The sequence below is a fragment of the Tenuibacillus multivorans genome (genome assembly GCF_900103915.1).
GTDB classification, from domain to species: Bacteria; Bacillota; Bacilli; order Bacillales; family Alkalibacillaceae; genus Tenuibacillus; species Tenuibacillus multivorans.
Map to the genome: position 1 here is coordinate 13,610 of NZ_FNIG01000014.1, position 22,831 is coordinate 36,440.

The following is a 22,831-nucleotide window of genomic DNA, read 5'->3' on the forward strand; positions in this document are numbered from 1 at the left end:
CACCTGCCAAGTATACCAAAATAATTTATAATAAGAAACGCACGAAATTTGGAACGAAAATCACATTGGAGGTTTAGACATGAAACGTGTATTAATTACGGGTGCAGGAAGCGGTTTAGGACAATCATTAGCAACATATTATGCCAAGGAAGGCCATAACATATTACTCGTCGGACGCCGAGAATCAAGGCTTCAAGAAACTAAAAGTCTTATTGAACAAGACGGCGGAACAGCTGAAATCCATACCTGTGACATTACAAAATGGGATGAGCTAGAAGCATTGTCCGCATCGATTAAGCAAGTTGATATGTTAATTAATAATGCTGGCGTTGGTTACTTCGGAGCATTTGAACAACTTGAAAAAGAACAAATCGATACGATGCTTAACGTCAATGCTGCAGGGTTAATTTATACAACGAAACATTTTATGCCACACATTTTACAATCCAAAGGTCGAATTTTAAACATCATTTCGACTGCTGGATTACGCGGCAAAGTCCACGAGTCAGGTTATTGCGCTAGCAAATTTGCACAACGTGGATTTACAGAGAGTCTTCAAAAAGAATATGAAGACCGTGACATTACGATAACAGCGGTTTATATGGGTGGTATGAATACGCCATTCTGGGATGAAAGTGATTATGTCGAGGATCCTTCTGTACTTCCATCACCTGATGCAATTGCCGAACAAATCATTGATCAAGATGACGGTCGAGACGAGATTGTATTAGAGAAATAAACTCCCTCACTTTGAGGAGTTTTTTTTCTTACAACCCCTCTTCTTTTTCATCTAAAAATTGATTTATTAAATCCATTGAGAAACCCTTTTGGTACAGTGATCCCATTACTTTCTGTCTCAACTGGAAACCTTCATGCTTACGCGCCTGCTTATTCCAAATTTTCTCACCCTGATACCTTAGGGCTTCCATTTCTTCATCTTCGTCAACTGTAACATCTACCTCTTGTGAAGCCATTTCAATCGCTTCTTGTGTAAATCCTTTTTGCATTAGGGATTGCTTTAACTGCATCATTTGTTGTTTATATGACTTTTTCCGACTTCCTGACAGTTTTTTCTCCATCATTCCGATTACTTTATCCGCTTCAATTTCAGTCTTGTATTCTGTTAAGGCTTTATCAATATATGATTGCGGAATTTTCTTTTGCATAAGCTCTTGCCTAATTTTATTTGGTCCCTTACTCGTCGTATTCATTTTAGTCCTAACATAAGCTTGACTAAAGGCTAAATCGTTAACGAGCTTTTCTTCTTCTAGTTTTTTAATGACGACTTCTATAGCCTCATCTGATGCTTCCTTTTCTTTTAAATATTGGATGATCTCAGATTTTGCCCGCATACGGTAGCTTAAATAATTAATGGAGAGGGTATAATATTGATAAATGGCATCTTGTTCCTTCAATTCCTTGATTTGTTCATCAGATAACTCCATGTCTTTTCTTAAATAATGACGTATTAATATATCTTCATGCACACTAAAAGCATACTCATCTGCACCATTTTTACTTATAAAAATATTAAACCGATTTTTATTCTTTTTCTGAGTGGTAATCTTACTAATCTTCATATATAACTCCTAATAGGTGAATATAGTTATCTATTATTATATTATAAATTAAAGGGGGTTTGCTACTTGCGATTTTTAATAGCTGGTGGTACAGGATTTATTGGAAGCAGGTTAACGCAATATTTAAAAGATCAAGGTCATGAACTATTCATACTAACTAGCCATCCAAGTAAACATGATGACGAACCACAAGTCTCTTACATCGGATGGCTACATCCACGTAGTCATCCAGAAACAGAACTTGAACATATCGACGCTTGTATTAATTTAGCCGGAACGTCACTTAACAGTGGACGCTGGACAGAAAATCGTAAGCAACAAATACTAGAAAGTCGAATGATCACTACGAGGGAATTTATTCGTGTTATGGGGGCATTGTCTGAAAAGCCAAGTGTTTATATTAATGCATCAGCAATAGGGTTTTACGGCACATCTGATGAACAGATTTTTACAGAGGAGACGATCATGCCTGGTCATGACTTTTTGGCAGAAGTATGTTCGGTGTGGGAAAAAGAGGCACAGGAAGCTGAACCTTTAAATATTAGAACGATTCTAGCTCGTTTTGGTGTCATTTTAGATAAAAAACAAGGAGCGTTACCTAAAGTTGCTCTTCCTTACCATCTCATGGCTGGTGGACCATTAGGCAATGGTGAACAATGGATGTCTTGGATTCATATTGATGATGTTGTAAGAGCTATTGATTTTATCGTTCACCAACAAGATATTAGTGGACCGATAAATTTAACAGCTCCTACCCCTACGCGAAATAAGGATTTTGGTCGGGCATTAGCTAAGACGTTACACAAACCTCATTGGTTACCGGCACCGTCATTTGCTATTCGTACATTACTTGGTGAGATGAGCATTCTCGTTTTAAAAGGTCAATATGTCTACCCTAAAAAGCTTGAAGACAACGGCTATGAATTTAAATACCCACAATTGCATGAGGCCATAGAGAATATTTACAAGTAGATTAATAACATATACCTAATTTAATTGGTCTACATCTAATAGCTGAAGCTTTTGGGCTATCTGTTCCGGTGACACTACGTCATTTAGATACTGTTTAATTGCCTTAATAATGCCATCTTTTTCTGGTATGTTCACATATCGTGTAGAAGATAATCCGGATTCAGCTAGCATTCGTTCCAATTCTGTAATCTCACTGATCAGTTCATCCTTAAAAACCACTAATAACAAATCATCACCGTAGCGATAAAACTTTAAATCATTTTTTAATAGAGTTGGTCGCTTAATATAGACTTGTTTATACTGTAAAACCATATGCAATAACCGCAACACAACATCATAACCAATTTGATCATGCTTAACGACTAATAAATGCTGGTTCATGCTAACCACCCTTCTTGATACGTTCCTTCTATGAACATTTTTTGAAATGTTTTAAAATGTTACTTATAATATCGACAGTTAGTGTTAATATATTGCTCAAATCTACTAAATTAGGAAGCGAATACCTATGGTCAATAATATGGCAACCAATATCAGATTTTTTCGTGAACAAATGAATTGGACTCAACAACAACTAGCTAATAAACTAAATGTTTCGCGCTCCGTTATTACGAAGTGGGAAAACGAGTCGGCCGTACCAGATTTAGACACCTTAATCAAAATTAGCGATCTTTTTTCGTTATCCCTTGATCAGTTGGTAGGTCGAAATCTTACAGATGAATTTCTTTTAAAGGAATTCAAAAAGGTGTATTCACTAGATTTAGAAGATCATGGAGACCAATTGATCATTGCCATTATTGATTTGCTGAAAAAAAATCCATCCTTATTAAACGATTTTGTTAGTTTGTCTCAATTACCAATTCGTAAACAACGAGCTATTTTGCAAATCATACAAACAACCATCCAAGAACTGAAACGAGTATAATAAGGATAAGCTACGTGCTTATCTTTTTTGTTTATAAAGAACTAGGACTTTTATACTAATACTTATTTACTATTTTTGCAAGTCTGAATATTGAAACTTAAAAACTATAAAAATCGTTATTATAGGTATAATTAATAGAAAGGTGGTCATAATGTTGATAAATCAAGATTTAATTCTATTACTTTTACCCGTATTAATTTTACAACTTATCTTACTCGTCATAGCAATCATAGATTTAATACGTATTGAAAAAGCAAACGGACCAAAATGGGTGTGGGCTTTAGTCATCATATTCATTAATATCATTGGTCCAATCGTTTATTTCATTTTTGGAAGGAGGCCATAAGCTTGGCATTATTGGAAGCTAGTCACTTAACAAAAACCTATAAAGATATCAGTGTGGTCAACGACGTATCTTTTTCTCTAGAACATGGGAAATGTGTGGCCCTACTAGGCCCTAATGGTTCCGGTAAAACAACAACATTAAGAATGCTAGCAGGTTTCATTAAACCAACAGATGGAAATATTTCATTTAACGAGGATAGACTATCTAAAGATTTCCGTAATTATGTCGGTTATTTACCGCAATTCCCTGTATTTCATAACTGGATGTCAGGAAAAGAGTTCCTCATCTACGCAGGGCAATTAGCCCATTTATCTAAAACGGAAGCTATCAAACGTGCTGATGAATTACTTGATTTAGTTAATCTGAAAGAGGTTCGTAAACTGAGAATCTCTAAATATTCAGGTGGAATGAAACAGCGATTAGGTATTGCACAGGCACTGATCCATGCACCTAAACTTATCATTTTAGATGAACCCGCTTCAGCATTAGACCCTATTGGAAGACGTGAGGTTTTAAACCTAATGCGTGAGCTAAAAAAGGATGCGACTATTTTATTTTCAACGCATATCCTAAATGATGCAGAGGAAGTCAGCGATGAAATCTTGCTATTAAACGAAGGGAAAATTATTGAACAAGGAAGTATGCATGAGCTTGAATCAGTACAAAGCACCGTTACGATTAAACTTTCCTTTACTGATGAACCGAAATTTATTGAAGATAGGCTTAAGGAAATTGAATCGGTTTTTAAAGTAACAAGAGAAAATAACGATTACTTCCTAACGGTTCATGATCTACAAATCGCTCGGAAGCAATTGCTAGAAGTGGTTCATCGTGAAAATTGGCAGCTAACCCGATTTGAAGTTGCAAAAACGTCACTCGAAGATTTGTTTATGAAGGCGGTGAAAAAATAATGCAATGGTATGTCATCTTTAAAAAAGAGATTCTTGAAAACTGGCGTAATATGAAATGGATTTGGGTTCCCATTGTCTTCATTTTATTTGCTGTTATGGACCCCATTACAACCTATTATTTACCTAAAATAATGGATGCTGTTGGGGGTATCCCAGAAGGTGCTGTCGTTGACATTCCGATGCCAAATGCAAACGAAGCAATCTTGATGAGCTTTAATGAACTAGGTCTGCTTGGTGTTTTAATTACGGTTGTAATTGCAATGGGTGTTATTTCAGGAGAGATGAAAAGTGGCGTCTATGAACTCATTTTATCCAAACCGGTTAAATATACAAATTATGTGTCAGCTAAGTTCATGTCTCTAGCTTTAATCGTCTTTCTCTCAATATTTTTAGCGGTTGTAGCTGGTTGGTATTATGTTAGTCTATTATTTGGCTCAATTGATTTTACAAAAATTTTAACAAGTATTTTATTTTTTAGTCTTTATTTTGCTTTAATCATTGGAATTGTCATCATGGTCAATACGTGGGTCCAGTCTCCAGGAGTTGTTGCCTTTTTATCACTCATCATCATTATAGCTCTTAATGTTTTAACAAGCATTTATGGCCATATATTCACGTGGAGTCCCGCTTTAATTGGGGATTATATTGGTGAATACTTACATTCAGGGGTTCTTTCGACAGAAATATGGTATTCAGCATTAATGGCTGTTATTTTTACCTTTGCGTGTATTCAGTTTGCCATTTTAACTTTAAAAAATCGTGCACTGCAATAATTGTTAGAAGGCTTTCGCAACTCTCGCGGAAGCCTTTTTATATGTCCTCAAATTTCCTAGAATAGGCTTGAAATTGGATTTGAAATGTTATCTTACCATTCCTTACTTGAAAATCAAACATTAGAATATTAATGAATCGATTTGATGATTCCAATTTTCTAACGAACTGATTTAGATGTTCTATACTAGGTGTATCACCACTAATTTCCATTGTAAGCTGCTTTACTTCTTCATCCTCTTGTAATGTGATCATGGACTGATCAGCGTAGTGATAGCTATACACGGTTGTCAAGCTCGCTTCGGCAGCCTGATTAAGCAAGTGAATGATCTCGTCTTCAAGCATCGACTCAGGGATAGAAGAACGAATTGATGATACATCAACGACTTCTGTTCCTTGTTCCTTTATTCGATTCATGAATACACCTTCTTTTTGCTCCTCAAGGCTTAAGGTTTCTTCATGACTTTCTAATTGATTGATTTGAGATTTGAAAACGAAAAGGTAAGATCCAGCTGCTAAAAAGACGAGTAAAATCACCCACGACATGATCACTCTTTTTTGAATATTAGTTAACCGCATTATTCATCTTCCTTTCCTTGTGTGGATTGGAGATGAACCGTGTAATTGGTGACATAATGGTCCTCTGTTTCAACATAATTAATCGTATGAATGGACACTTCAGCAAATGTTTTTACAGATTTTAATTGTAGAAAAAAATCTACCGCTTGCTCATTCGTTGGCGACGTGAGTGTTAGATCAATCTGTTGCTCATGAAATTGAAAGGCATCTAGTGAACTATTAGAAGGTACTAACTCAAGAATTTTGCTCATGACATTCGATATTGAAATTGAATTTTGCTTTAATTGATGAATCATATCTTGTAATTCATTTGCGCGTTGCTCCTCGACACCGCCTTGTAGCTTAGATTGTAAGACGGCATTTATCTTTTTTTGTTGATTAACGTGTTCTTCTACACGTTCGACGGTCTGTGCGTTTGTCCAAAACATCATGGTTCCGCATCCAATGATGATGATCGTAATGCCAGACAATAAAGTATATAAAATGATTGAACTATAATTTTTCTTCGGTCTTTTGGGTAATAGATTAATGTCAACTAACATTTATCGTCCTTCTTTCATCGCTAAACCAATTACATTGTGGTATTTTCGTTCAAGATTATTCTTTTCTAGACCATTTAAATCTTCATCAGTTAAATTCATCATCTCAGTCTTAGAACGGTTAGACATTTTCTCAATAATATCTGAAAGGTACGGATGATCTCCCGCTATGATTGTTTTTGTAAACGAGCGTTCGCCATGATTCATAGAATACTTATAAAATCGCTCTATACGTTCAATTTCTGTTCGAATCTCATCATAATCGAGTAAAACATCATCCTGATTAAAGTCCTCTTTTGTCATAGTGTCACCAAATGTTAATGGCTCGTCTTCTGGTAATCGTAAATGAAACTGTTGTAGAAAAATCGGAACATGTTGTTCAAAAGCACTAAAGACAACTTCAGTCGCATTATACTGAATGAGTAGTGTTTGGTCCTCTGTAAGAAGTTCTTTTTGATGATAAAACAAACGATAATAATTTAACGGTGAAATATCAACCGCAATGACCTTACATTTTAATTTCTTAAATTGATCAATATATGGTTGTACTAATGTTTCACAGGTTGAGATTAGACTAATCTCGTAATGTTCCTCGCCCTCGTTTAATAAAATCGTTTCAAAGATGGGCTTATAGAACGGAAGATGAATCGACTCTCCTAGTTGAAAATTGACATAATAATCGATATCCCGTTTCTGAATGGATTTCGGTATGTTCTGTTTTCGAATGATTACTAATGAATCTGGCATGGTCAGTCGGACGTGTTTACGTTTTAGTCGCCATTTTTTTGCAAGGGTTTGTAATATCTTTTGAAATGCCTCAGGCTTTTCAATCGTCCCACCCTTAATGACATCATTTGGAATGAAATATTCTCCAAATCCTATAATCTCAGCTGCATTCGATTGTGCAGTCTCAATATAGCGAATGACGTAATCATGTATTTCAAGGTTAACGATGTTTTGACTCATGATTGACACACCTTTTATAAGAAAAATGTTTGAGTATACCACTCTATGATGTCATTTTGATAGAAATAGGTTAGGATGGCTCCCAATGCGATAAATGGTCCAAATGCAAATGGCACACCTTTTTTCACTTTGCCAAAAACCATTAAAATAAAGCCAATCACAGCTCCTAGTAAAGAGGCTAGAAATAGTATCATGAGTGTCCCTTTAACACCTAACACTAAACCAATAACCCCAAATAGTTTAATATCGCCGCCACCCATACCACCCCTACTAATAAGAGCAATGATTAATAACAAAACGAACCCAACCATTCCACCAAGGTAGGCATCATACCATGGATCGGTTTGGACAAATAATCTAAGAATGATTAAAATAATGACGAAATACGATAGAATACGATTAGGTATAAGCTGATAGTGTATATCCGTTATCGTAATGATCACTAGTAGACTAATTAAAGCCCAAGCTACAATTAACTCTAGCTGAAAGCCAAAGTAATAGAATGCCATTCCAAAAAGAAAAGCGGTCAATAACTCAAACAGTGGATACAATGGTGAAATCCGCTCTTGGCAATGCCGACATTTTCCTTTTTGAAAAACATATGAGAAAACAGGAATCAACTCATGAACCCGAAGCCGCTTCTCACACTTTGGACAGTGCGAGGGCGGACTCACGATTGATTCCCGACGTGGTACACGAATGCCGACAACATTATAGAATGAACCTAGCATGAGTCCTAGTATCGTGACATAAAGATAGATAAATAGCATGGTGATCAGTCCCCAAGATTATTTAGTAACGGTTACATTATCATTATCGTCACCTTCATTTATATCTGATATCGATGCTCCTTCAAATTGAACTGTAATACCATCCATTGAACCGGTCGCAGTAATAGTTATATTACCGTCAGTATCTATTTCTACCTGTGGTCTACCACTTGAATCTCCAAAATTATTCCATATTGCAGTATCTTTATCATCTACATAACCATCATCAAATAACGTTTTTAAATCAATAGAATCATTACTTATATCATTGGTAACTGAGTATAATTCACCAGCATTAATATAGTTAATCGCCGACGACTTAATACTATCCACCTTCGAATCCTCAATCACACCTGCAATAGCTGGGACAGCGATAAGTGCAATAATCCCTAAAATAATGATGACAGCTAACAACTCAACAAGCGTGACACCCTTTTCCTTTTTAATCAAGCTTTTAGACATCTTAAACATCTACTCTCTCCCCTTTTAATTAATTTGATTAAATAAATCAAACATTGGAACGATAATTGCAAGAACTATTGTACCAACGATAATAGATAAGGCTATAATGAGTAACGGCTCTAATAAGGATTTTAATCGACCTGCAGCTGTATCGATATCTTCCTCATAAAAGCCAGAAACTTGTTCAAGCATCGCTACTAATGAGCCTGCATTTTCACCAACAGAAATCATTTGCGTAACGAGGAATGGAAAAACTGATTGTTCTTCCATTGGTTTAACAAAGGAGTTACCTTGCTTCAAAGATGTTTTAGATTGCTTAAGTGTGTCTCTGATGACTCGGTTTGGTATCGTCTTTTCGGTTAATTCAATCGCTTGGATGATCGGTACGGCATTTTTCAATAATGAACTTAATGTCCTTGTCATACTTGCGATATTCGATTTTAAAACTAGTGGGCCGAACACTGGTAGTTGAAGTAATAAGTGATCTAGTTTATAACGCCATTGATGATGTTGATATACCCAAATACTAGCTAAAATAACTAAACTAATGATTAGTATAAATAATAACCAATTTTGAACTAGCCAGTTACTCAACGCTAAAACAAATCGAGTAATTAATGGCAATTCAGCACCAAATTGATCGAACATACTAACAAACTGCGGCACAACATACATTAATAAAAATATAACGACCAAAAATGCGACAATCATAACTGTTACAGGATAGGCTAAACTTGATTGAATCGTTTGCATCGTTTTGTGTTGTTTTTGGTAGTAATCGGCTAATTCATCTAACGACTCTTCCAACGTTCCACTTAGTTCCGCGCTGTGAATCATATTGACTAGAATCGTATTAAAAATTTTTGGATGTTTTTCCATCGCGTTAGCAAGGGATGTCCCTTGTCTTAAGTCAATTTCAATATAATACAAAGCTTTGATCAAGGCTTTGTTATTTGTTTGTTCGCGTAAAATCCTAATCGTATCGACAACGGTTAAACCTGCCTTTAATAAGGCTGAAAATTGTTGTAAAAACACTACGAGGTCTCGCGATTTAACAGGCCTTCCAATATATAGTTCTTTAGTCCATATTGAACCTTTAACTTCTTCTATAGATTTAACCTTATATCCTTCATCCCTAAGTAATTTCTTAGCTTGTTCAGTGTTAAACGCCTCTAGGCGGCCTTTTTTAGCATGACCATAAAAATCAACTGCCGTATATCTATAGGAAGCCAATTTCCTTACCTCCCTTACTCCTTATTCTGTTGCTACTCTAAAGACCTCTTGTGTTGTGGTGATACCTTCTTTTACCTTTCGTAGTCCATCTTCAAATAAATAGGCAAAACCTTTTTCCCTTGCGATGTTTTCAATTTCAAGCGAGGTTTTGTTATTTAAAATAGCATTTTGAATGTCATCGTCGATGGTTAGTATCTCATGAATGGCTGTACGCCCTTTATAGCCAGTCCCTTTACAAGTTGGGCAGCCTTTACCCTTTTTGATGTGTTTAATATTAAGCCCATATTTATTAAAAACTTCTTGTTCACGTAATGTTGGTTCTACCTCTATTAAACAATCTCGACAATTCGTTCTCACTAACCGCTGTGCCACAACACCGTTTAGGGAAGTGCCGACTAGAAAGCGTTCAACACCGATATTCATTAGACGGTTAATCGTTCCAACCGAATCATTGGTATGTAATGTACTTAATACTAGATGCCCGGTAATCGAAGCACGCACAGCCATATTTGCCGTTTCTTCATCTCGAATCTCACCGATCATAATAATGTCCGGATCTTGCCTGAGAATTGACCGCAATCCTGATGAAAAGGTTAAGTCAACTTTAGAATTAACTTGAATTTGATTGATGCCATCTAGCTGGTACTCAACAGGATCCTCAATCGTAATAATATTAGACTCCTCACGATTTAATCGCGTTAACGCGCCATACATGGTAGATGTTTTGCCAGATCCAGTTGGTCCTGTTAATAGTACGATGCCATGAGGCTTTTCGATCATATCGATAAAGTCTTGTAAATGTTTTGAGTTGAAGCCTAAATCCTCTAATTGATTCGACACGGCATGAATATCAAGCACACGTATAACGACTTTTTCACCAAAAATAGTCGGTAATGTACTGACACGTAAATCAATATCACGTTCTTCGATTCTTCGCTTAATGCGTCCATCCTGTGGGACTTTTTGTTCTGTAATGTCTAATCCTGCCATGATTTTAATTCGAGTAAGCATTGATGACTGAACATTTATGGAGAGTGTTTGGACGGTTTGTAAGGCACCATCTATTCTAAAACGAACCTTAATGTGATGCTCTTGGGGGTCAAAATGAATGTCACTGGCTTTTTCAACAACAGCTTGTTGAATGACTTGATTCAATAGCTTTACAACTGGAGATGCTTCTTCTTCAATAGTAAGGTCTTGTACTTTTTCATACTCATCAAGCGTTTCAAATTCTTCTGCTATTTGTTCCTGCTCATAATACTTAAGAATACTTTGTCTAATTTCGTCTTTTATGGCCATGACTGGTTCAATCTTAAATCCTGTCGACAGCCTTAAGTCATTAAACACGAAATAATCGAGCGGGTCAGATACTGCTACAATTAATTTATTTTTATCTTTCTTTAAAGGAAAGACTAAGTTTTCACGTGCATAGTCTTTGGATATTAGATTAACTAGGCTTTGATCAACATCGTAGTGATGTAAGCGAACGTGGGGTATTCCAAGCTGTTGTTGTAGGACTTCCACCAATTGAAACTCGGTAATCATACCTAACTCAATTAACTTATCACCAAGCTTTTGTCCTGTCCTTTTTGTTTCGAGGGCTTGATTTAACTGATCTTTTGTCATTAAACCTTGCTCGATTAATATTTCACCAAGCCGGAGCTTTACCTTTTTCGCCAAGCTAATCTTCCTTTCAAATTAAAAAAACTTTATAATCTTTAAAAATATGATAAATTAGTCATATAGAACTAGGTATATTTTATTATACTATTTAATGAGTAAAAAATCGAGGACTGTTGTCAATGTTACTATACCGTAGTATTCAGAAGGAAAAAGGTATGACGTTAATAGAGATTTTAGCAGCACTCGTCATCTTATCGATTGTGTTAATCAGCTTTTTTACGATGTTTACACAATCATTCTCAATGCAGAACATTAATGAAAAAGATATGCATGCTATTAATCTAGCACGTACGGCTTTACAAGATGTTAGAGACATCGATGAATCTACACTATCACCTCAAGTGTATACCGAATTTAATTCACCAGGTCAACCACTTATACCAGCCGTAGAGGCAAATGGGCAGTTTCACTCAAACTCATCGTTCTCCTTACAGCTTACCATTTCAAATGAAGACAATACTGATCTATTAAAGGCCATAATTGAGATTGTCGATGAAACCAAAGACGTTGTAACCAAAACCTATAGTTACATAGAGGTGTCGTCATGAATAAACATGAACAGGGGCTTACCTTAATCGAAGTTTTAGCAACTTTTGTTCTAACATTCGTCATTGGGACACTCGTATTTTCTGTTGCGACAACAGCTATTAACCATTATAAGCACTCAGAGATTCAATCACAGACACAGTCAGAGGTTAATCAATTAATCTTAAACCTTACCGATATTCATCAAAATTATACCCATTACACCATTAGTCGGATTAATTCTTCCACTTATGTTGTTGAAACACCTGACACAAGTTACACATTTCATGGAGAAGCAAGCACTTACGATATTTATATCGCTAAAAATTTATGGTCAGGTGGCGACCTTTTACCTGATTCTATACTATTACCTGGTGAATCAATATCCATTAATGGTGGACAAACTTACGAAATGTTCATAAGCGTCACTAAGCCTGAAGTTAACCGTTTTAAACCGGTTGAAGTGTCAACGTCAATCTCACGTATTTCTACTAGTGAAAGTAGTGATGAATCATGATTCGATATAAAAACGAACGTGGAGCCGCGTTAATTGTCGTATTACTCACGATAGCCTTCATTATGCTATTTTCGACCGTTATCATGAATAATATTTTAACGAATGCGAAACAAAATGACATTTTAGCGCACCATAATCGTGCCACGCATTTAGCTGAGATGGGGTCAACTTTCGCTCGTGATCAAATCATGACTTATTTAAGCGAAAATGAATTAGAGGTTACTGAAGCATTTTTTGACGATATGCAACAGAAAATTGAAGCTAATATAAGTGCCATTACAGTCGACGAAGAGTATCCATACCGGTATTTTGCATTAGGTGATAGTTTTATTTATGAGGAAACCGATAAAGGGGCGCGTCTAAATATCGAAATCACAGGACATGACGGTGATTTCTCCGATCGAATTAGAATTACACTTCATTTAAGTAAAGGCGATTCCGTAGATGATTGGTTAGACGAGAGTGACACATTTCCAGACCCACCGGCTGATCCTGACTACAGCTATGAGGATGGAGTAGGCTGGAAGGATACCGGGAATAGTGAATGTCCCTCTGACCCCGATGGCACATATTATGTTAATGGGAGTGCTTCCGTTGCCTGTGATATAGAAACAGGAGATTTTTACACAGATGGTGGACTCGAAACGGCAAACCAAGGCTCATTAGTTGTTAATGGAACAGGCGTGTTCAATGGTGTTGAGGTTAATAACAAGTCGTCAGTTACCGTTAAAGAAGACGCTTATATTAATGCTCCATTATCTAGTCAAAACAATCCGAATAGTGAATTTTTAGTATGTGGCAACGCTCGCTTTAAGCAAGGGATTGATTACAGAGGGATTTTTTCAGTGAGAGGCTATGTTGTCTCAGATGAACGCGTCATCTTTAGCCAAAACCCTGTTAATATTGGTAGCGATACAATCTTAAAAGAAGGATTGGAACTGAATGGAACTAACCTTAATGTTAACGGTCATTTAACGATTCACATTGATACGGATGTCCAAACATTTGATAACAATCTAGGTGGGAATATTAATCTGACTGGGGATCTAATTCTCTATACGCCTATTCAAGATGAACCAATCATCAATCCAGATGGTAATTCATTTAATTATACGAGTGAAGTACCTGAATTCCCCGGTTGTGAAGGTGTTCCACCAACAAATTTAGGTGGATCTGAGCCTATAGTTGATTTAGAGGATAGTGAATATTAAAGAAAGACCAAAAGGTAAGTATAAAAGCACCCTTTTAACCGGGTGCTTTAACCCTCTATACTTCTCCATAAGGTTAAGGCTGCATAACTTCTAAATGGTGACCATTCCATCGATTTTTTCTCAATGTCCTTTTTAGAAGGTTTTTCATCCAATTGCCACCATTTTTTTAAGGCGTTTTGAATGCCAATATCAGCAGCAGGGAACAAATCATCGCGCCCAAGTGCAAATAATAACCAGTTTTGCACTGTCCATGGTCCGATTCCTCTAATTTTTCCTAATGTCTTTAATACCTCATCATTGGGAAGCTTAGATAATTTTTGCAAATCAAGCTCACCATCTACGATTAAGCGTGATGTATCAATGACGTATTCAGCTTTTCGCTGACTAAATTGCAGGTTTCTTAAATAATCATATTCCAGTGAGGCAACTTTTTCTGGTGTAGGATAGAACCATGACCCATCCTCTTCTTCGCCAAATGTTTGCACAAACCGTGTCGATAACGTATAGGCAAATTTCATGTTTAATTGTTGATGAATAATGACCTTCATTAAGGAATCATATAAGTTAAAATCGCGCACAATAGGTGTTCCTTGATATTGATGGAATAGCATTGACAATTCAGTTTGTTGGAAAAACTGATGAATGTCATTCAAATCTTTATCCCATTGGAAAATGTTACGTATATGTTCAAAAATAACGTCTTGTTCTTCATTATGATCTGACATAACTGAAAAAACAGGTTTTTCTATATCCCCTTCCGCTTTAACACGTACTACAGCACGGTCATTTTCAAGACGAACTGGGACATCAACATAGCGCTCTTTCATATTTGTTCGAATCAAAGGATCCATACTTAAACGGCGTAATGAATAATCAAAATCATACATGCCCGGAGCATGATAATACTCTTTCCACATAACAATCTCTCCCCTTACTAAAACAGCTAATTACAGTTTACAACTATATATAATCCTAAAGCAAATATAAAAAATGGCCCGTATTAGGCCATTTTACTAACTATATATTAGCTGATAGGAACTAATTTTTCCCATAATAATTCCTCTAATGAACCAAATTCATAACCGCGTTTTCTTAATTCATCGATCATATGATTTAAAGCATCGGCATTATCCTGTGAAACGGTGTGAAGTAAAATAATCGCACCTGGATGTATTTGTTTCATAACCTCATCAAAGGATTTTTTCCACCCATTTTTACGATCTTTATGCCAATCAACAAATGCTACTGTCCAGAATACATTAATATATCCAAGCTCGTCCGTTAAAGCTAACGATTTTTCATTAAAAACGCCTTTTGCTGGACGAAAAAATAGGACAGAATCTTGCTCTGTATATTTTTTGATTTTTTTATCTAAATTACTCAAGTCTTCTTTTATTTCTTTTTCTGAGCTTTTCGTAAAATCCAAATGTTTGTTTGAATGGTTTCCGATAATATGACCCTCATCTACCATTCGCTTCACTAAGTCTGGATTATCAGTTACATAATTACCTGTTAGAAAAAAAGTTGCTGGTACTTTCTTGTCTTTTAAAATGTCCAAAATAGTGCCTGTGTAACCCTGTTCATAACCATTATCAAACGTTAAGTATACTTTCTTCTGATCTGGGTCACCCATATAAATACCATTGTATTTTTCAATTAAAGGAGCGTAAAAGCCTAAATCCGGGGGCTGTTCATTATATTTTTTCTTATAACCATACCCATACGCCTCACTCGTTACGGGTATGGTCATGGAGAACCAAACAACGATCGCTAATAACCCTAAAAAAACACGCTTCAATTCGCATAACCTCCTCTTTACAGTTATTTTTTGTAGGGAAAAGGAAATTATACGCAATTAAGTATGTCGAGTGCCCAATAAATTGATTCCCCAATGAACCAAGCTGATTACCCCATCACTTATGATAAGTCCCCAATTAACTTCAATAACTACCCTATCTTGATTGATATTTGCCCTATGAACTTGATTTTTCGCCCAATAAGGTGTTCTGAATGCCCCATCACCGTAACTAATTCCCCGATGTTCCTTGATAATTACCCATTGCTATATCAACACCCTAAAAAAATGGCTTATCGTCAATTAATGGCGACAAGCCTTAAAGTTTAAAAACATGAAAAAACTCCGCCAAGCGCGGAGTTTTCCCCTTTAAAACATAATCGATGCAAACCACCCAAACAGGAATAACGGAATATTAAAATGGATAAATGTTGGTACACAGGTGTCCCAAATGTGATTATGTTTCCCATCAACATTTAAACCTGCTGTTGGTCCAAGTGTACTGTCTGAGGCTGGACTTCCAGCATCGCCTAATGCCCCTGCTGTACCGATTAACGTGGCAATCGCAATTGGAGAAAAACCAGCTGCTGTCGCAATTGGTACATAAAGAGCGGCTAAAATCGGAATAGTTCCAAATGAAGTTCCAATACCCATGGTCACAATTAAGCCAACAATTAATAAAATAAAGGCAATTAACGCTTTCTGTCCTTCTAACATTCCAGATGAAGCATTAACTAAAGCCTCTATCGATCCAGTATCTTGTAACACACCGCCAAAGCCAGATGCTGCCAACATAATAAAGGCAATCATGCCCATCATACTGATCCCTTTAGACATAACCTGTTCACTTTGTTTAAACGGAACAGCTACTAATACAAACATGAGTACTAAACCTGTTAGGGCACCCAAAACCATTTGCCCAGTGATTATTTGAACAGCTAAAGCAGCAATTATGGCAATAATCGTCATGAAGTGTTTGGTCTCAAATTTAAATGGTGTATCGTCTACTTCAGCAATTTCAGATGGCTGTCCTTCAGGCTCAATTTGACTGTAATCTCGTTTCTTACGATATGTCACAAAAATGGCGATTAATAAGCCTATTACCATACCTAACCCGGGAATTAACATGGCTGAGGCGATTTCCGTTATGGATAATTCAATCCCGCTATCAGCCATACTTTCCTGAATAGTTTCATGGAAAATAAGTCCAAAGCCTAAAGGAATCATAACATATGGGGCTTTAAGACCAAACGTTAAGGCCGTTGCAACCGCTCGACGGTCAATTTGCATCTTATCAAACAACGCTATTAATGGCGGAATTAATATCGGAATAAAAGCAATATGCACAGGTACTATATTTTGCGAAAATGATGCAATAACCGCAATTGCAATAAGCATGAAACCCCGCTTACCTTTCACAGCTTTTCTTAAAAACTGTACAATGACTTTCGTTATACCTGTCATATTAATAGCCGCTGCAAAACCACCAAGAAGTATATAACTTATTGCAGTCGCAGTACCCATGTTGTTAACAAACATTTCTATGAAATCTTTAAATGACAAATCCACCATTAATCCAGCTGTTAATGCGGATATGACAATTGCCACTAGGACGTTTACTTTAAGTAAACTTAGAATAGTCATTAATAAAACCGAAATAATGACTGCAGAAGCCATAATATCCTCCCCTTTTATTTATCTTGTTATCACGTTAATACTTTATCATAATAAAGAAATTAGCTTAAAAAATCAACCCCCTTTAATAAAAAATATGGGGGGTTGTTCAATTTTATACTATTCTTCTATAATTTCTACCGTTTCTTCGACCTCCATCGTTGGCACTACTGATTGCACCATCGAGCAGTTTTTTGTCGCAATTTCTAAGCTTTTATTAAGTTTCTTTTGATTTAATTCCTGTCCCTTAATTTTAAAGTTTAATGTTATTTTTTCGATTTTATTAACATCATCACCAGTTCTCACTACATCTGCTTCTACTGATAACTCATCATATTCTATTTTTTGTTTCTTTAGGATTCTTCTATATACAGATGCGCTACACCCCGCTATAGATGCAACCATTAATTGAAAAGGTCGAAATCCTTCTGTGTCATTTGGTGAAATATTTAACATACCATAATTAAAATCATCTGTCGTTATATCAGTGTCTGTAATGTTGAATCTCATCTAGTATACACTCCTTATGAATATAAGTCGTAAATAATTATCTTTAATTTTAACATGATTATAGGGTACAATGTCATTGACTTTGCTTAATTATGGGGGATATGAATGGTTAATGAACGTACTAGATTTGCGATCCTTGTTACAATCGTCGGGATATCAGGTTTTTCACAAGGAATGCTACTACCCCTAATTGCCGTTTTACTTGAACAAAATGGTATATCATCTTCTGTTAATGGTATACATGCAACGGCATTATACATCGGTATTTTATTAATTTCGCCTTTTCTAGAAAAGCCATTGAGAACGTTTGGTTATAAACCCATGATTTTAGTTGGAGGAGCCCTTGTTTTTACTTCATTATTTTTCTTTACAATCTGGGAATCGCTTTGGTTTTGGTTTATTCTTAGAATGATGATTGGCATAGGCGATAACATTTTACACTTTGGAACTCAGACTTGGATTACAACAACGACACCAGATGAACGTCGTGGCCGGAACATTGCCATTTATGGGTTAATGTTTGCAGTAGGTTTTGCAACAGGACCTGTTATGACTCGTTTAATTGAAATTGACCCTGCCTTACCCTTTATCATCAGTGCTTTTTTATGCCTAATTGTTTGGAGTTTAATGTTTTTTGTAAGAAATGAATTCCCAATTCAAGAAGAGGAAATGCAAGTAACGTCAACAAAGTCAATTGGAAGATTTATCGGGTCGATAAAATACGCATGGGTTGCTTTTTTGGCACCATTTGCATATGGCTTTTTAGAAGCATCCCTACACGGTAACTTCCCAGTATACGCTATGCGACTAGGACATGATGTTTCGATCATTTCAATTATTATACCTTGCTTTGCAGCTGCAAGTATTATTTCGCAAATCCCATTAGGTATTTTGAGTGATAAAATTGGAAGGAAAAAAGTACTAGCATTCGTTTTAATTGGGGGTATCATGACCTTCTTTATCGCAACCTTTGTAGAAGAATCGGTTGTTTGGTTACTTATCATTTTTTCTGTTGCCGGCTTACTTGTTGGTTCATTATTCTCTTTAGGGATGTCTTATATGACCGATCTTTTACCGAAAAGCTTACTTCCAGCAGGGAACATCATCTGTGGTGCAGCATTTAGCTTAGGAAGTATATCTGGTCCCGCCATTAGCGGGATGTTTATCGACTACTTTCCAGGCTATTCATTTTTCTATGTCATCACATTTTTCTTAGCCATTATCCTGATCTTAATTTTATCCAAACGTGAAATATCTAAATCATGAAGGATCTTTTATATTAAGATCCTTCTTAATCATTTAAACAATAGCCTTTCCTTATGACGTTCTAAAATGGCATTCACTTCGCCACCGATAATGAGCATCATTCCCGATAAGAATAACCAAATCAATAATACAATCATTCCACCAAGACTCCCGTACGTATAAGAAAAGTTCCCTAAATTCTCAACATAAAAAGAAAACCCAAGTGAAGTTAATTGCCAACCAGTTGTCGCTACAAACGCCCCTGGGATGGCGTGTCTTAATTTGATTTCCTTATTCGGTGCCAATATATAAAGAATGGTTAGCACAAAAATGATAATCACAAAAGATAAGATCCATCGAAATACATTCCAAAAAGCAATAAAACTCTCCGAGTAGCCTAATATAGTGAAAATGAAATCACCTATTTCTCGACCAAAAACAGGTAACGCTAAAGCGACAGCGAGCACTAAAATCATGGCGATTGTCATAACAATAGAAATTAAGCGCGTTACGATAAACGAACGATCCTCTTCCGTTTCATAAGCTCGATTAAATACTCGTACTAATGCATTAATTCCATTTGAAGCAGACCAAATCGTAAGTATAAGGCCGAACGAAAGAAGTCCCCCATTGCGGTTCGCCATTAACTGGTTGATATTATCGACTATAAGATCCATCGAATCACTAGGAAAATAGCGATAAATAATATTAAATACACTCGATTCTGGTATTGGCATAAAACCGATTAATGTCAGTAAAAAAATAAGAAATGGAAATAAAGACAAAAGAAAAAAATAAGACAATTGTGCTGACATTCCGACAACATCATCATCTATAAAATGATGATATAAGTCCTTCCAAAAATCTTTTGTGAATAACACAAACGCCACCTACTACTTTTTCTTATCTTGGTCATACTTGTGGAATATACGTTCTAATTGATCAAGCTGATCTAATAATTTGTTTGTACCTTGATTGACTTGATTTAATCTTAACCTTAGTTGTTGAAGGGACTGAGAAGGATGTTTATAAACATGCTTAATTTGATCATAGGTTTTTTTAGAACCTGTTTTCATCACTTGACGATCTTCTTTATTAAACATCGAAACAGCTAGTCCAACCATTGCTCCTATTAATATACTCGTTTTCCATGAATTTAATTTCATCATGATTCCTCCAATCTTGGTTTTACATATTATTTGAACGTCTAATCTCGTCTAATAAATGACGGCAAGCTTCAGATACGAGTTGATATGTTTCCTCAAAATCCCCAGTAAAAAACGGATCAGGTACATTTGTAACTTCCTGGCTTGGTAAATAATCAAGAAGCTTTTTGACAACGGTATTTGGTTCTGATGACATCATCTGCTCTAGAGCCTCCATATTGTCATCGTCCATGGCGATCACATAATCGAAAGCCTCGAAGTCATTTTCTGAGAATTGACGTGCTTTAAGACCTTCTGAACTAATTTCATTTTCTTTCAACTTTTTGATTGTACCTTCATGTGGTAGTTCACCTATATGATAATTAGAAACACCTGCTGAGTCCACGTCAAAATGCTGCTTTAAACCTTTCTTCTTAATTAAATCCTCAAATACTGCCTCTGCCATTGGTGAACGACAAATATTACCTAAGCAAACAAATAATACCTTTATCATTAACATCACCTTTATCCAAATCAAATGTTATTTATTCCCTATAATCAATATCATAAACAATAATGACTCAGAATTAAAGAATAGATATTTACAATGCATGAATTATTATTTTTTTAATAAATAATGACTTGCAGGGTAAGAATAAGAAAGAAATCAAGTTATCGCTTGAAAAATCTAGGGTGAAACACTCCTAGCCGATAAAGGTGGTTATCATGAGTAATGTAGGTTTAAGTACCAATGAAATAGCCTCCCTATGGACAGGCTATACCGAACATTCCTTATATGTTCAATTTCTTAAATATTTATTAGCTACAGTTGAGGATACCGAAGCTGAGGAATTATTACAGGACTCCCTTACATTATCGGAGCGGATGGTAGGTGAGATTGAACAAATCTTCATAAATGAAAATGTCCCGGTACCCCATGGATTTACGGATAATGATGTTAATTTAAAAGCAGAAAAACTCTTTTTAGACGGATTTATGATTCCCTTTTTAGAACATACACTTATGGTTGGAACGTTAGCTCACGGGACTGCTTTATTAACATCTATTAGAAAAGATATCCGCGACTTTTTCACCCAGTCTCTAGATGAATCAACAACCCTGTTCAATAAGACTATGGATGTTGGACTAGAAAAAGGAATGATCGTACGCCCACCACAAATCACGGTGCAACCAGGTGTCGAATATGTCCAGTCAAAAAAGTATTTAAGCGCGTTTGGAAATCGTCCTTTATCAACCGTTGAACTAACCCATTTATTTGGAAACATCAAAACAAATACGATGGGGCAAATGCTTTGCATGGCCTTTTCCCAAACGACAGATTCTGAAGAAGTCGGGGCATTTATGAACCGTGGTATGCAAATATCACAAAAACATGCTCAATTATTTGCTAAAGAAATCCGTCAATCAAATATTGATGCTCCAATGGGATCTAATAGCTATGTCACAAACGCAACTAGTCGAGTATTTTCAGATAAGTTAATGATGCATTTCATGTCGATGCTAAGTTCAGCAGGACAAGGAAACTATTCAACGGCTTCAACTGCGAGTATGAAATACGATTTAACCTTAAATTATCAACGCTTATCTGTAGAAATTGCTCTTTACGCAAAAGACGGTGTAGATATCATGATTAAAAACGGCTGGTTGGAAGAACCACCTCAAGCACCAGACCGGAACACATTATCTAATAAATAAAGAGGCGGGAACATGAGAAATAAAAAACTTGAAGTTCTATTTTGGAGCATCGCTTTCCCAGGTTTTGGGCAAATAATCAATCATCAATTAATTAAGGGCATTTTGTTGATCATTTTAGAAGTGATTGTAAATTTGTACAGTAATTTTAACCAAGCTATTTTATACAGCTTTATTGGAGAGATTGACAAAGCCATTCATACCGTTGATTATCAATGGTTAATGTTTTACCCATGTATTTATTTTTTCGGCATTTGGGATGCTTATAGAAATGCAGAAGGAGAAAGTTCACCATATGAGTTTCTCCCTTTTGTTTTTTCAGCTTTTTTCGTTACAGTTGGGTTGATATATTCCTATAGAGTAGAATTATTTGGCTATATTCTTGGACCAATATGGCTTCCCATACTATCCGTTATTCCTGGGGTCGTGGTTGGTTTAATCATCAAAAAAATATTAAGATCCATTAATTAAAAGAGGGGCTCATCTTACATAAAAACCCCCTCTTTCTTTATTTTTTAATACATAATGTAGTAACCTGTTAATAACATATAATGACAGGGGGATAGGGAATGGAGTTATTCGGGAGAGGTTGTCTGTATTCCTTAATTTTTGTTGGGGTTATGTTCGTATTAGCTATTATGGCTGGTGGGCATATTACAATCCCATGGTTTATCTTTTTACCGATCATCGCATTTATATGGTATTTAGCTTATAAAAAAACAAATGAAAAAGATTAGAGGAAGCTGTAAACGGCTTCCT

General features: G+C 35.9%; 29 protein-coding genes. 13 read left to right on the top strand and 16 right to left on the bottom strand.

All coding sequences use genetic code 11. The annotated features are described in order from the left end of the window. Positions 1-79 precede the first annotated feature (79 nt). The gene (locus BLP77_RS14995) at positions 80-739 is read left to right on the top strand and encodes an SDR family NAD(P)-dependent oxidoreductase (RefSeq protein WP_093857935.1); all 660 of its coding nucleotides are present in this window, start codon (positions 80-82) and stop codon (positions 737-739) included. 28 nt (positions 740-767) lie between these two features. Here the strand turns inward: BLP77_RS14995 and recX are convergent, their stop codons facing one another. Continuing rightward, a complete protein-coding gene (gene recX / locus BLP77_RS15000; RefSeq protein WP_093857936.1) occupies positions 768-1,580 on the bottom strand; it encodes a recombination regulator RecX in 813 nt (270 codons plus the stop codon). Between the two features lie 66 nt (positions 1,581-1,646). Here recX and BLP77_RS15005 point away from each other — a divergent pair, with 66 nt between their 5' ends. Further along, positions 1,647-2,552: a TIGR01777 family oxidoreductase gene (locus BLP77_RS15005; RefSeq protein ID WP_093857937.1), complete on the top strand. Its 906-nt coding sequence runs from the start codon at positions 1,647-1,649 to the stop codon at positions 2,550-2,552. Between the two features lie 15 nt (positions 2,553-2,567). Here BLP77_RS15005 and BLP77_RS15010 read toward each other — a convergent pair whose 3' ends face one another. After that, the gene (locus BLP77_RS15010) at positions 2,568-2,933 is read right to left on the bottom strand and encodes a hypothetical protein (protein ID WP_093857938.1); all 366 of its coding nucleotides are present in this window, start codon (positions 2,931-2,933) and stop codon (positions 2,568-2,570) included. Positions 2,934-3,060: 127 nt separating this feature from the next. Here BLP77_RS15010 and BLP77_RS15015 point away from each other — a divergent pair, with 127 nt between their 5' ends. The 4 genes from BLP77_RS15015 (at position 3,061) to BLP77_RS15030 (ending at position 5,507) form a co-directional block, all read left to right on the top strand. Then, the gene (locus tag BLP77_RS15015; protein ID WP_093857939.1) at positions 3,061-3,477 is read left to right on the top strand and encodes a helix-turn-helix transcriptional regulator; all 417 of its coding nucleotides are present in this window, start codon (positions 3,061-3,063) and stop codon (positions 3,475-3,477) included. 154 nt (positions 3,478-3,631) lie between these two features. Further along, the gene (locus BLP77_RS15020) at positions 3,632-3,823 is read left to right on the top strand and encodes a PLDc N-terminal domain-containing protein (protein ID WP_371859607.1); all 192 of its coding nucleotides are present in this window, start codon (positions 3,632-3,634) and stop codon (positions 3,821-3,823) included. A 2-nt stretch (positions 3,824-3,825) separates the two neighbouring features. Further along, complete coding sequence (locus BLP77_RS15025) at positions 3,826-4,734, top strand: ABC transporter ATP-binding protein (RefSeq protein WP_093857941.1); 909 nt, start codon at positions 3,826-3,828, stop codon at positions 4,732-4,734. Further along, the gene (locus tag BLP77_RS15030) at positions 4,734-5,507 is read left to right on the top strand and encodes an ABC transporter permease (RefSeq protein ID WP_093857942.1); all 774 of its coding nucleotides are present in this window, start codon (positions 4,734-4,736) and stop codon (positions 5,505-5,507) included. Before BLP77_RS15025 ends, BLP77_RS15030 begins: the two co-directional genes overlap by 1 nt. Before the next feature lie 37 nt (positions 5,508-5,544). On the opposite strand, the gene BLP77_RS15035 is transcribed toward BLP77_RS15030, so the two are convergent. The 7 genes from BLP77_RS15035 to BLP77_RS15065 are packed head-to-tail and all read right to left on the bottom strand — an operon-like array spanning position 5,545 to position 11,734. After that, positions 5,545-6,084, bottom strand: a complete 540-nt coding sequence (locus BLP77_RS15035; RefSeq protein WP_093857943.1) for a hypothetical protein — start codon at positions 6,082-6,084, stop codon at positions 5,545-5,547. Then, a complete protein-coding gene (locus tag BLP77_RS15040) occupies positions 6,084-6,626 on the bottom strand; it encodes a PilN domain-containing protein (protein WP_093857944.1) in 543 nt (180 codons plus the stop codon). Before BLP77_RS15040 ends, BLP77_RS15035 begins: the two co-directional genes overlap by 1 nt. Further along, a complete protein-coding gene (gene pilM, locus BLP77_RS15045) occupies positions 6,627-7,589 on the bottom strand; it encodes a type IV pilus biogenesis protein PilM (RefSeq protein WP_093857945.1) in 963 nt (320 codons plus the stop codon). Between the two features lie 14 nt (positions 7,590-7,603). After that, the gene (locus BLP77_RS15050; protein WP_093857946.1) at positions 7,604-8,359 is read right to left on the bottom strand and encodes a prepilin peptidase; all 756 of its coding nucleotides are present in this window, start codon (positions 8,357-8,359) and stop codon (positions 7,604-7,606) included. Between the two features lie 18 nt (positions 8,360-8,377). Beyond that, complete coding sequence (locus tag BLP77_RS15055) at positions 8,378-8,830, bottom strand: prepilin-type N-terminal cleavage/methylation domain-containing protein (protein WP_093857947.1); 453 nt, start codon at positions 8,828-8,830, stop codon at positions 8,378-8,380. A gap of 15 nt (positions 8,831-8,845) precedes the next feature. Continuing rightward, a complete protein-coding gene (locus tag BLP77_RS15060) occupies positions 8,846-10,054 on the bottom strand; it encodes a type II secretion system F family protein (RefSeq protein WP_093857948.1) in 1,209 nt (402 codons plus the stop codon). A 21-nt stretch (positions 10,055-10,075) separates the two neighbouring features. Then, positions 10,076-11,734: a GspE/PulE family protein gene (locus BLP77_RS15065; protein WP_093857949.1), complete on the bottom strand. Its 1,659-nt coding sequence runs from the start codon at positions 11,732-11,734 to the stop codon at positions 10,076-10,078. Between the two features lie 122 nt (positions 11,735-11,856). Between BLP77_RS15065 and BLP77_RS15070 the strand changes: the two genes are divergently transcribed. Genes BLP77_RS15070 through BLP77_RS15080 form a run of 3 tightly spaced genes read left to right on the top strand, consistent with a single transcriptional unit; the run spans position 11,857 to position 13,990 of the window. Further along, entirely contained in the window at positions 11,857-12,285 is a 429-nt protein-coding gene (locus BLP77_RS15070; RefSeq protein WP_093857950.1) for a type IV pilus modification PilV family protein, read from the top strand. Continuing rightward, positions 12,282-12,779: a PulJ/GspJ family protein gene (locus BLP77_RS15075; protein WP_093857951.1), complete on the top strand. Its 498-nt coding sequence runs from the start codon at positions 12,282-12,284 to the stop codon at positions 12,777-12,779. The genes BLP77_RS15070 and BLP77_RS15075 overlap by 4 nt, the downstream gene beginning before the upstream one ends. Further along, positions 12,776-13,990 (top strand): hypothetical protein, encoded by a 1,215-nt coding sequence (locus BLP77_RS15080; protein WP_093857952.1) that lies wholly within the window; start codon positions 12,776-12,778, stop codon positions 13,988-13,990. The genes BLP77_RS15075 and BLP77_RS15080 overlap by 4 nt, the downstream gene beginning before the upstream one ends. A gap of 47 nt (positions 13,991-14,037) precedes the next feature. Here BLP77_RS15080 and BLP77_RS15085 read toward each other — a convergent pair whose 3' ends face one another. From BLP77_RS15085 to BLP77_RS15100, 4 genes are all read right to left on the bottom strand, one after another. After that, positions 14,038-14,907: a DNA-3-methyladenine glycosylase family protein gene (locus tag BLP77_RS15085; RefSeq protein WP_093857953.1), complete on the bottom strand. Its 870-nt coding sequence runs from the start codon at positions 14,905-14,907 to the stop codon at positions 14,038-14,040. A 107-nt stretch (positions 14,908-15,014) separates the two neighbouring features. Next, positions 15,015-15,788 (bottom strand): delta-lactam-biosynthetic de-N-acetylase, encoded by a 774-nt coding sequence (pdaA, locus tag BLP77_RS15090; RefSeq protein ID WP_093857954.1) that lies wholly within the window; start codon positions 15,786-15,788, stop codon positions 15,015-15,017. Positions 15,789-16,154: 366 nt separating this feature from the next. Beyond that, complete coding sequence (locus BLP77_RS15095; RefSeq protein WP_093857955.1) at positions 16,155-17,462, bottom strand: Na+/H+ antiporter family protein; 1,308 nt, start codon at positions 17,460-17,462, stop codon at positions 16,155-16,157. A 117-nt stretch (positions 17,463-17,579) separates the two neighbouring features. Continuing rightward, positions 17,580-17,969: an OsmC family protein gene (locus tag BLP77_RS15100; protein WP_093857956.1), complete on the bottom strand. Its 390-nt coding sequence runs from the start codon at positions 17,967-17,969 to the stop codon at positions 17,580-17,582. 105 nt (positions 17,970-18,074) lie between these two features. Between BLP77_RS15100 and BLP77_RS15105 the strand changes: the two genes are divergently transcribed. Further along, on the top strand, positions 18,075-19,235 hold the full coding sequence (locus BLP77_RS15105; protein WP_093857957.1) for an MFS transporter: 1,161 nt from the start codon (positions 18,075-18,077) through the stop codon (positions 19,233-19,235). 29 nt (positions 19,236-19,264) lie between these two features. Here the strand turns inward: BLP77_RS15105 and BLP77_RS15110 are convergent, their stop codons facing one another. Genes BLP77_RS15110 through BLP77_RS15120 form a run of 3 tightly spaced genes read right to left on the bottom strand, consistent with a single transcriptional unit; the run spans position 19,265 to position 20,873 of the window. Continuing rightward, on the bottom strand, positions 19,265-20,095 hold the full coding sequence (locus tag BLP77_RS15110) for a YihY/virulence factor BrkB family protein (protein ID WP_093857958.1): 831 nt from the start codon (positions 20,093-20,095) through the stop codon (positions 19,265-19,267). Positions 20,096-20,107: 12 nt separating this feature from the next. Next, positions 20,108-20,380 carry a hypothetical protein gene (locus tag BLP77_RS15115; protein ID WP_093857959.1) on the bottom strand — a complete coding sequence of 91 codons (273 nt, stop codon included), beginning with the start codon at positions 20,378-20,380 and terminating at the stop codon, positions 20,108-20,110. A gap of 22 nt (positions 20,381-20,402) precedes the next feature. After that, positions 20,403-20,873, bottom strand: a complete 471-nt coding sequence (locus tag BLP77_RS15120; protein WP_093857960.1) for a low molecular weight protein-tyrosine-phosphatase — start codon at positions 20,871-20,873, stop codon at positions 20,403-20,405. Between the two features lie 212 nt (positions 20,874-21,085). Between BLP77_RS15120 and BLP77_RS15125 the strand changes: the two genes are divergently transcribed. The 3 genes from BLP77_RS15125 (at position 21,086) to BLP77_RS15930 (ending at position 22,809) form a co-directional block, all read left to right on the top strand. Next, on the top strand, positions 21,086-22,075 hold the full coding sequence (locus BLP77_RS15125; RefSeq protein ID WP_093857961.1) for a DUF3231 family protein: 990 nt from the start codon (positions 21,086-21,088) through the stop codon (positions 22,073-22,075). 12 nt (positions 22,076-22,087) lie between these two features. Further along, entirely contained in the window at positions 22,088-22,543 is a 456-nt protein-coding gene (locus BLP77_RS15130; RefSeq protein WP_093857962.1) for a hypothetical protein, read from the top strand. Positions 22,544-22,641: 98 nt separating this feature from the next. After that, on the top strand, positions 22,642-22,809 hold the full coding sequence (locus tag BLP77_RS15930; RefSeq protein WP_176753098.1) for a hypothetical protein: 168 nt from the start codon (positions 22,642-22,644) through the stop codon (positions 22,807-22,809). Positions 22,810-22,831 lie beyond the last annotated feature (22 nt).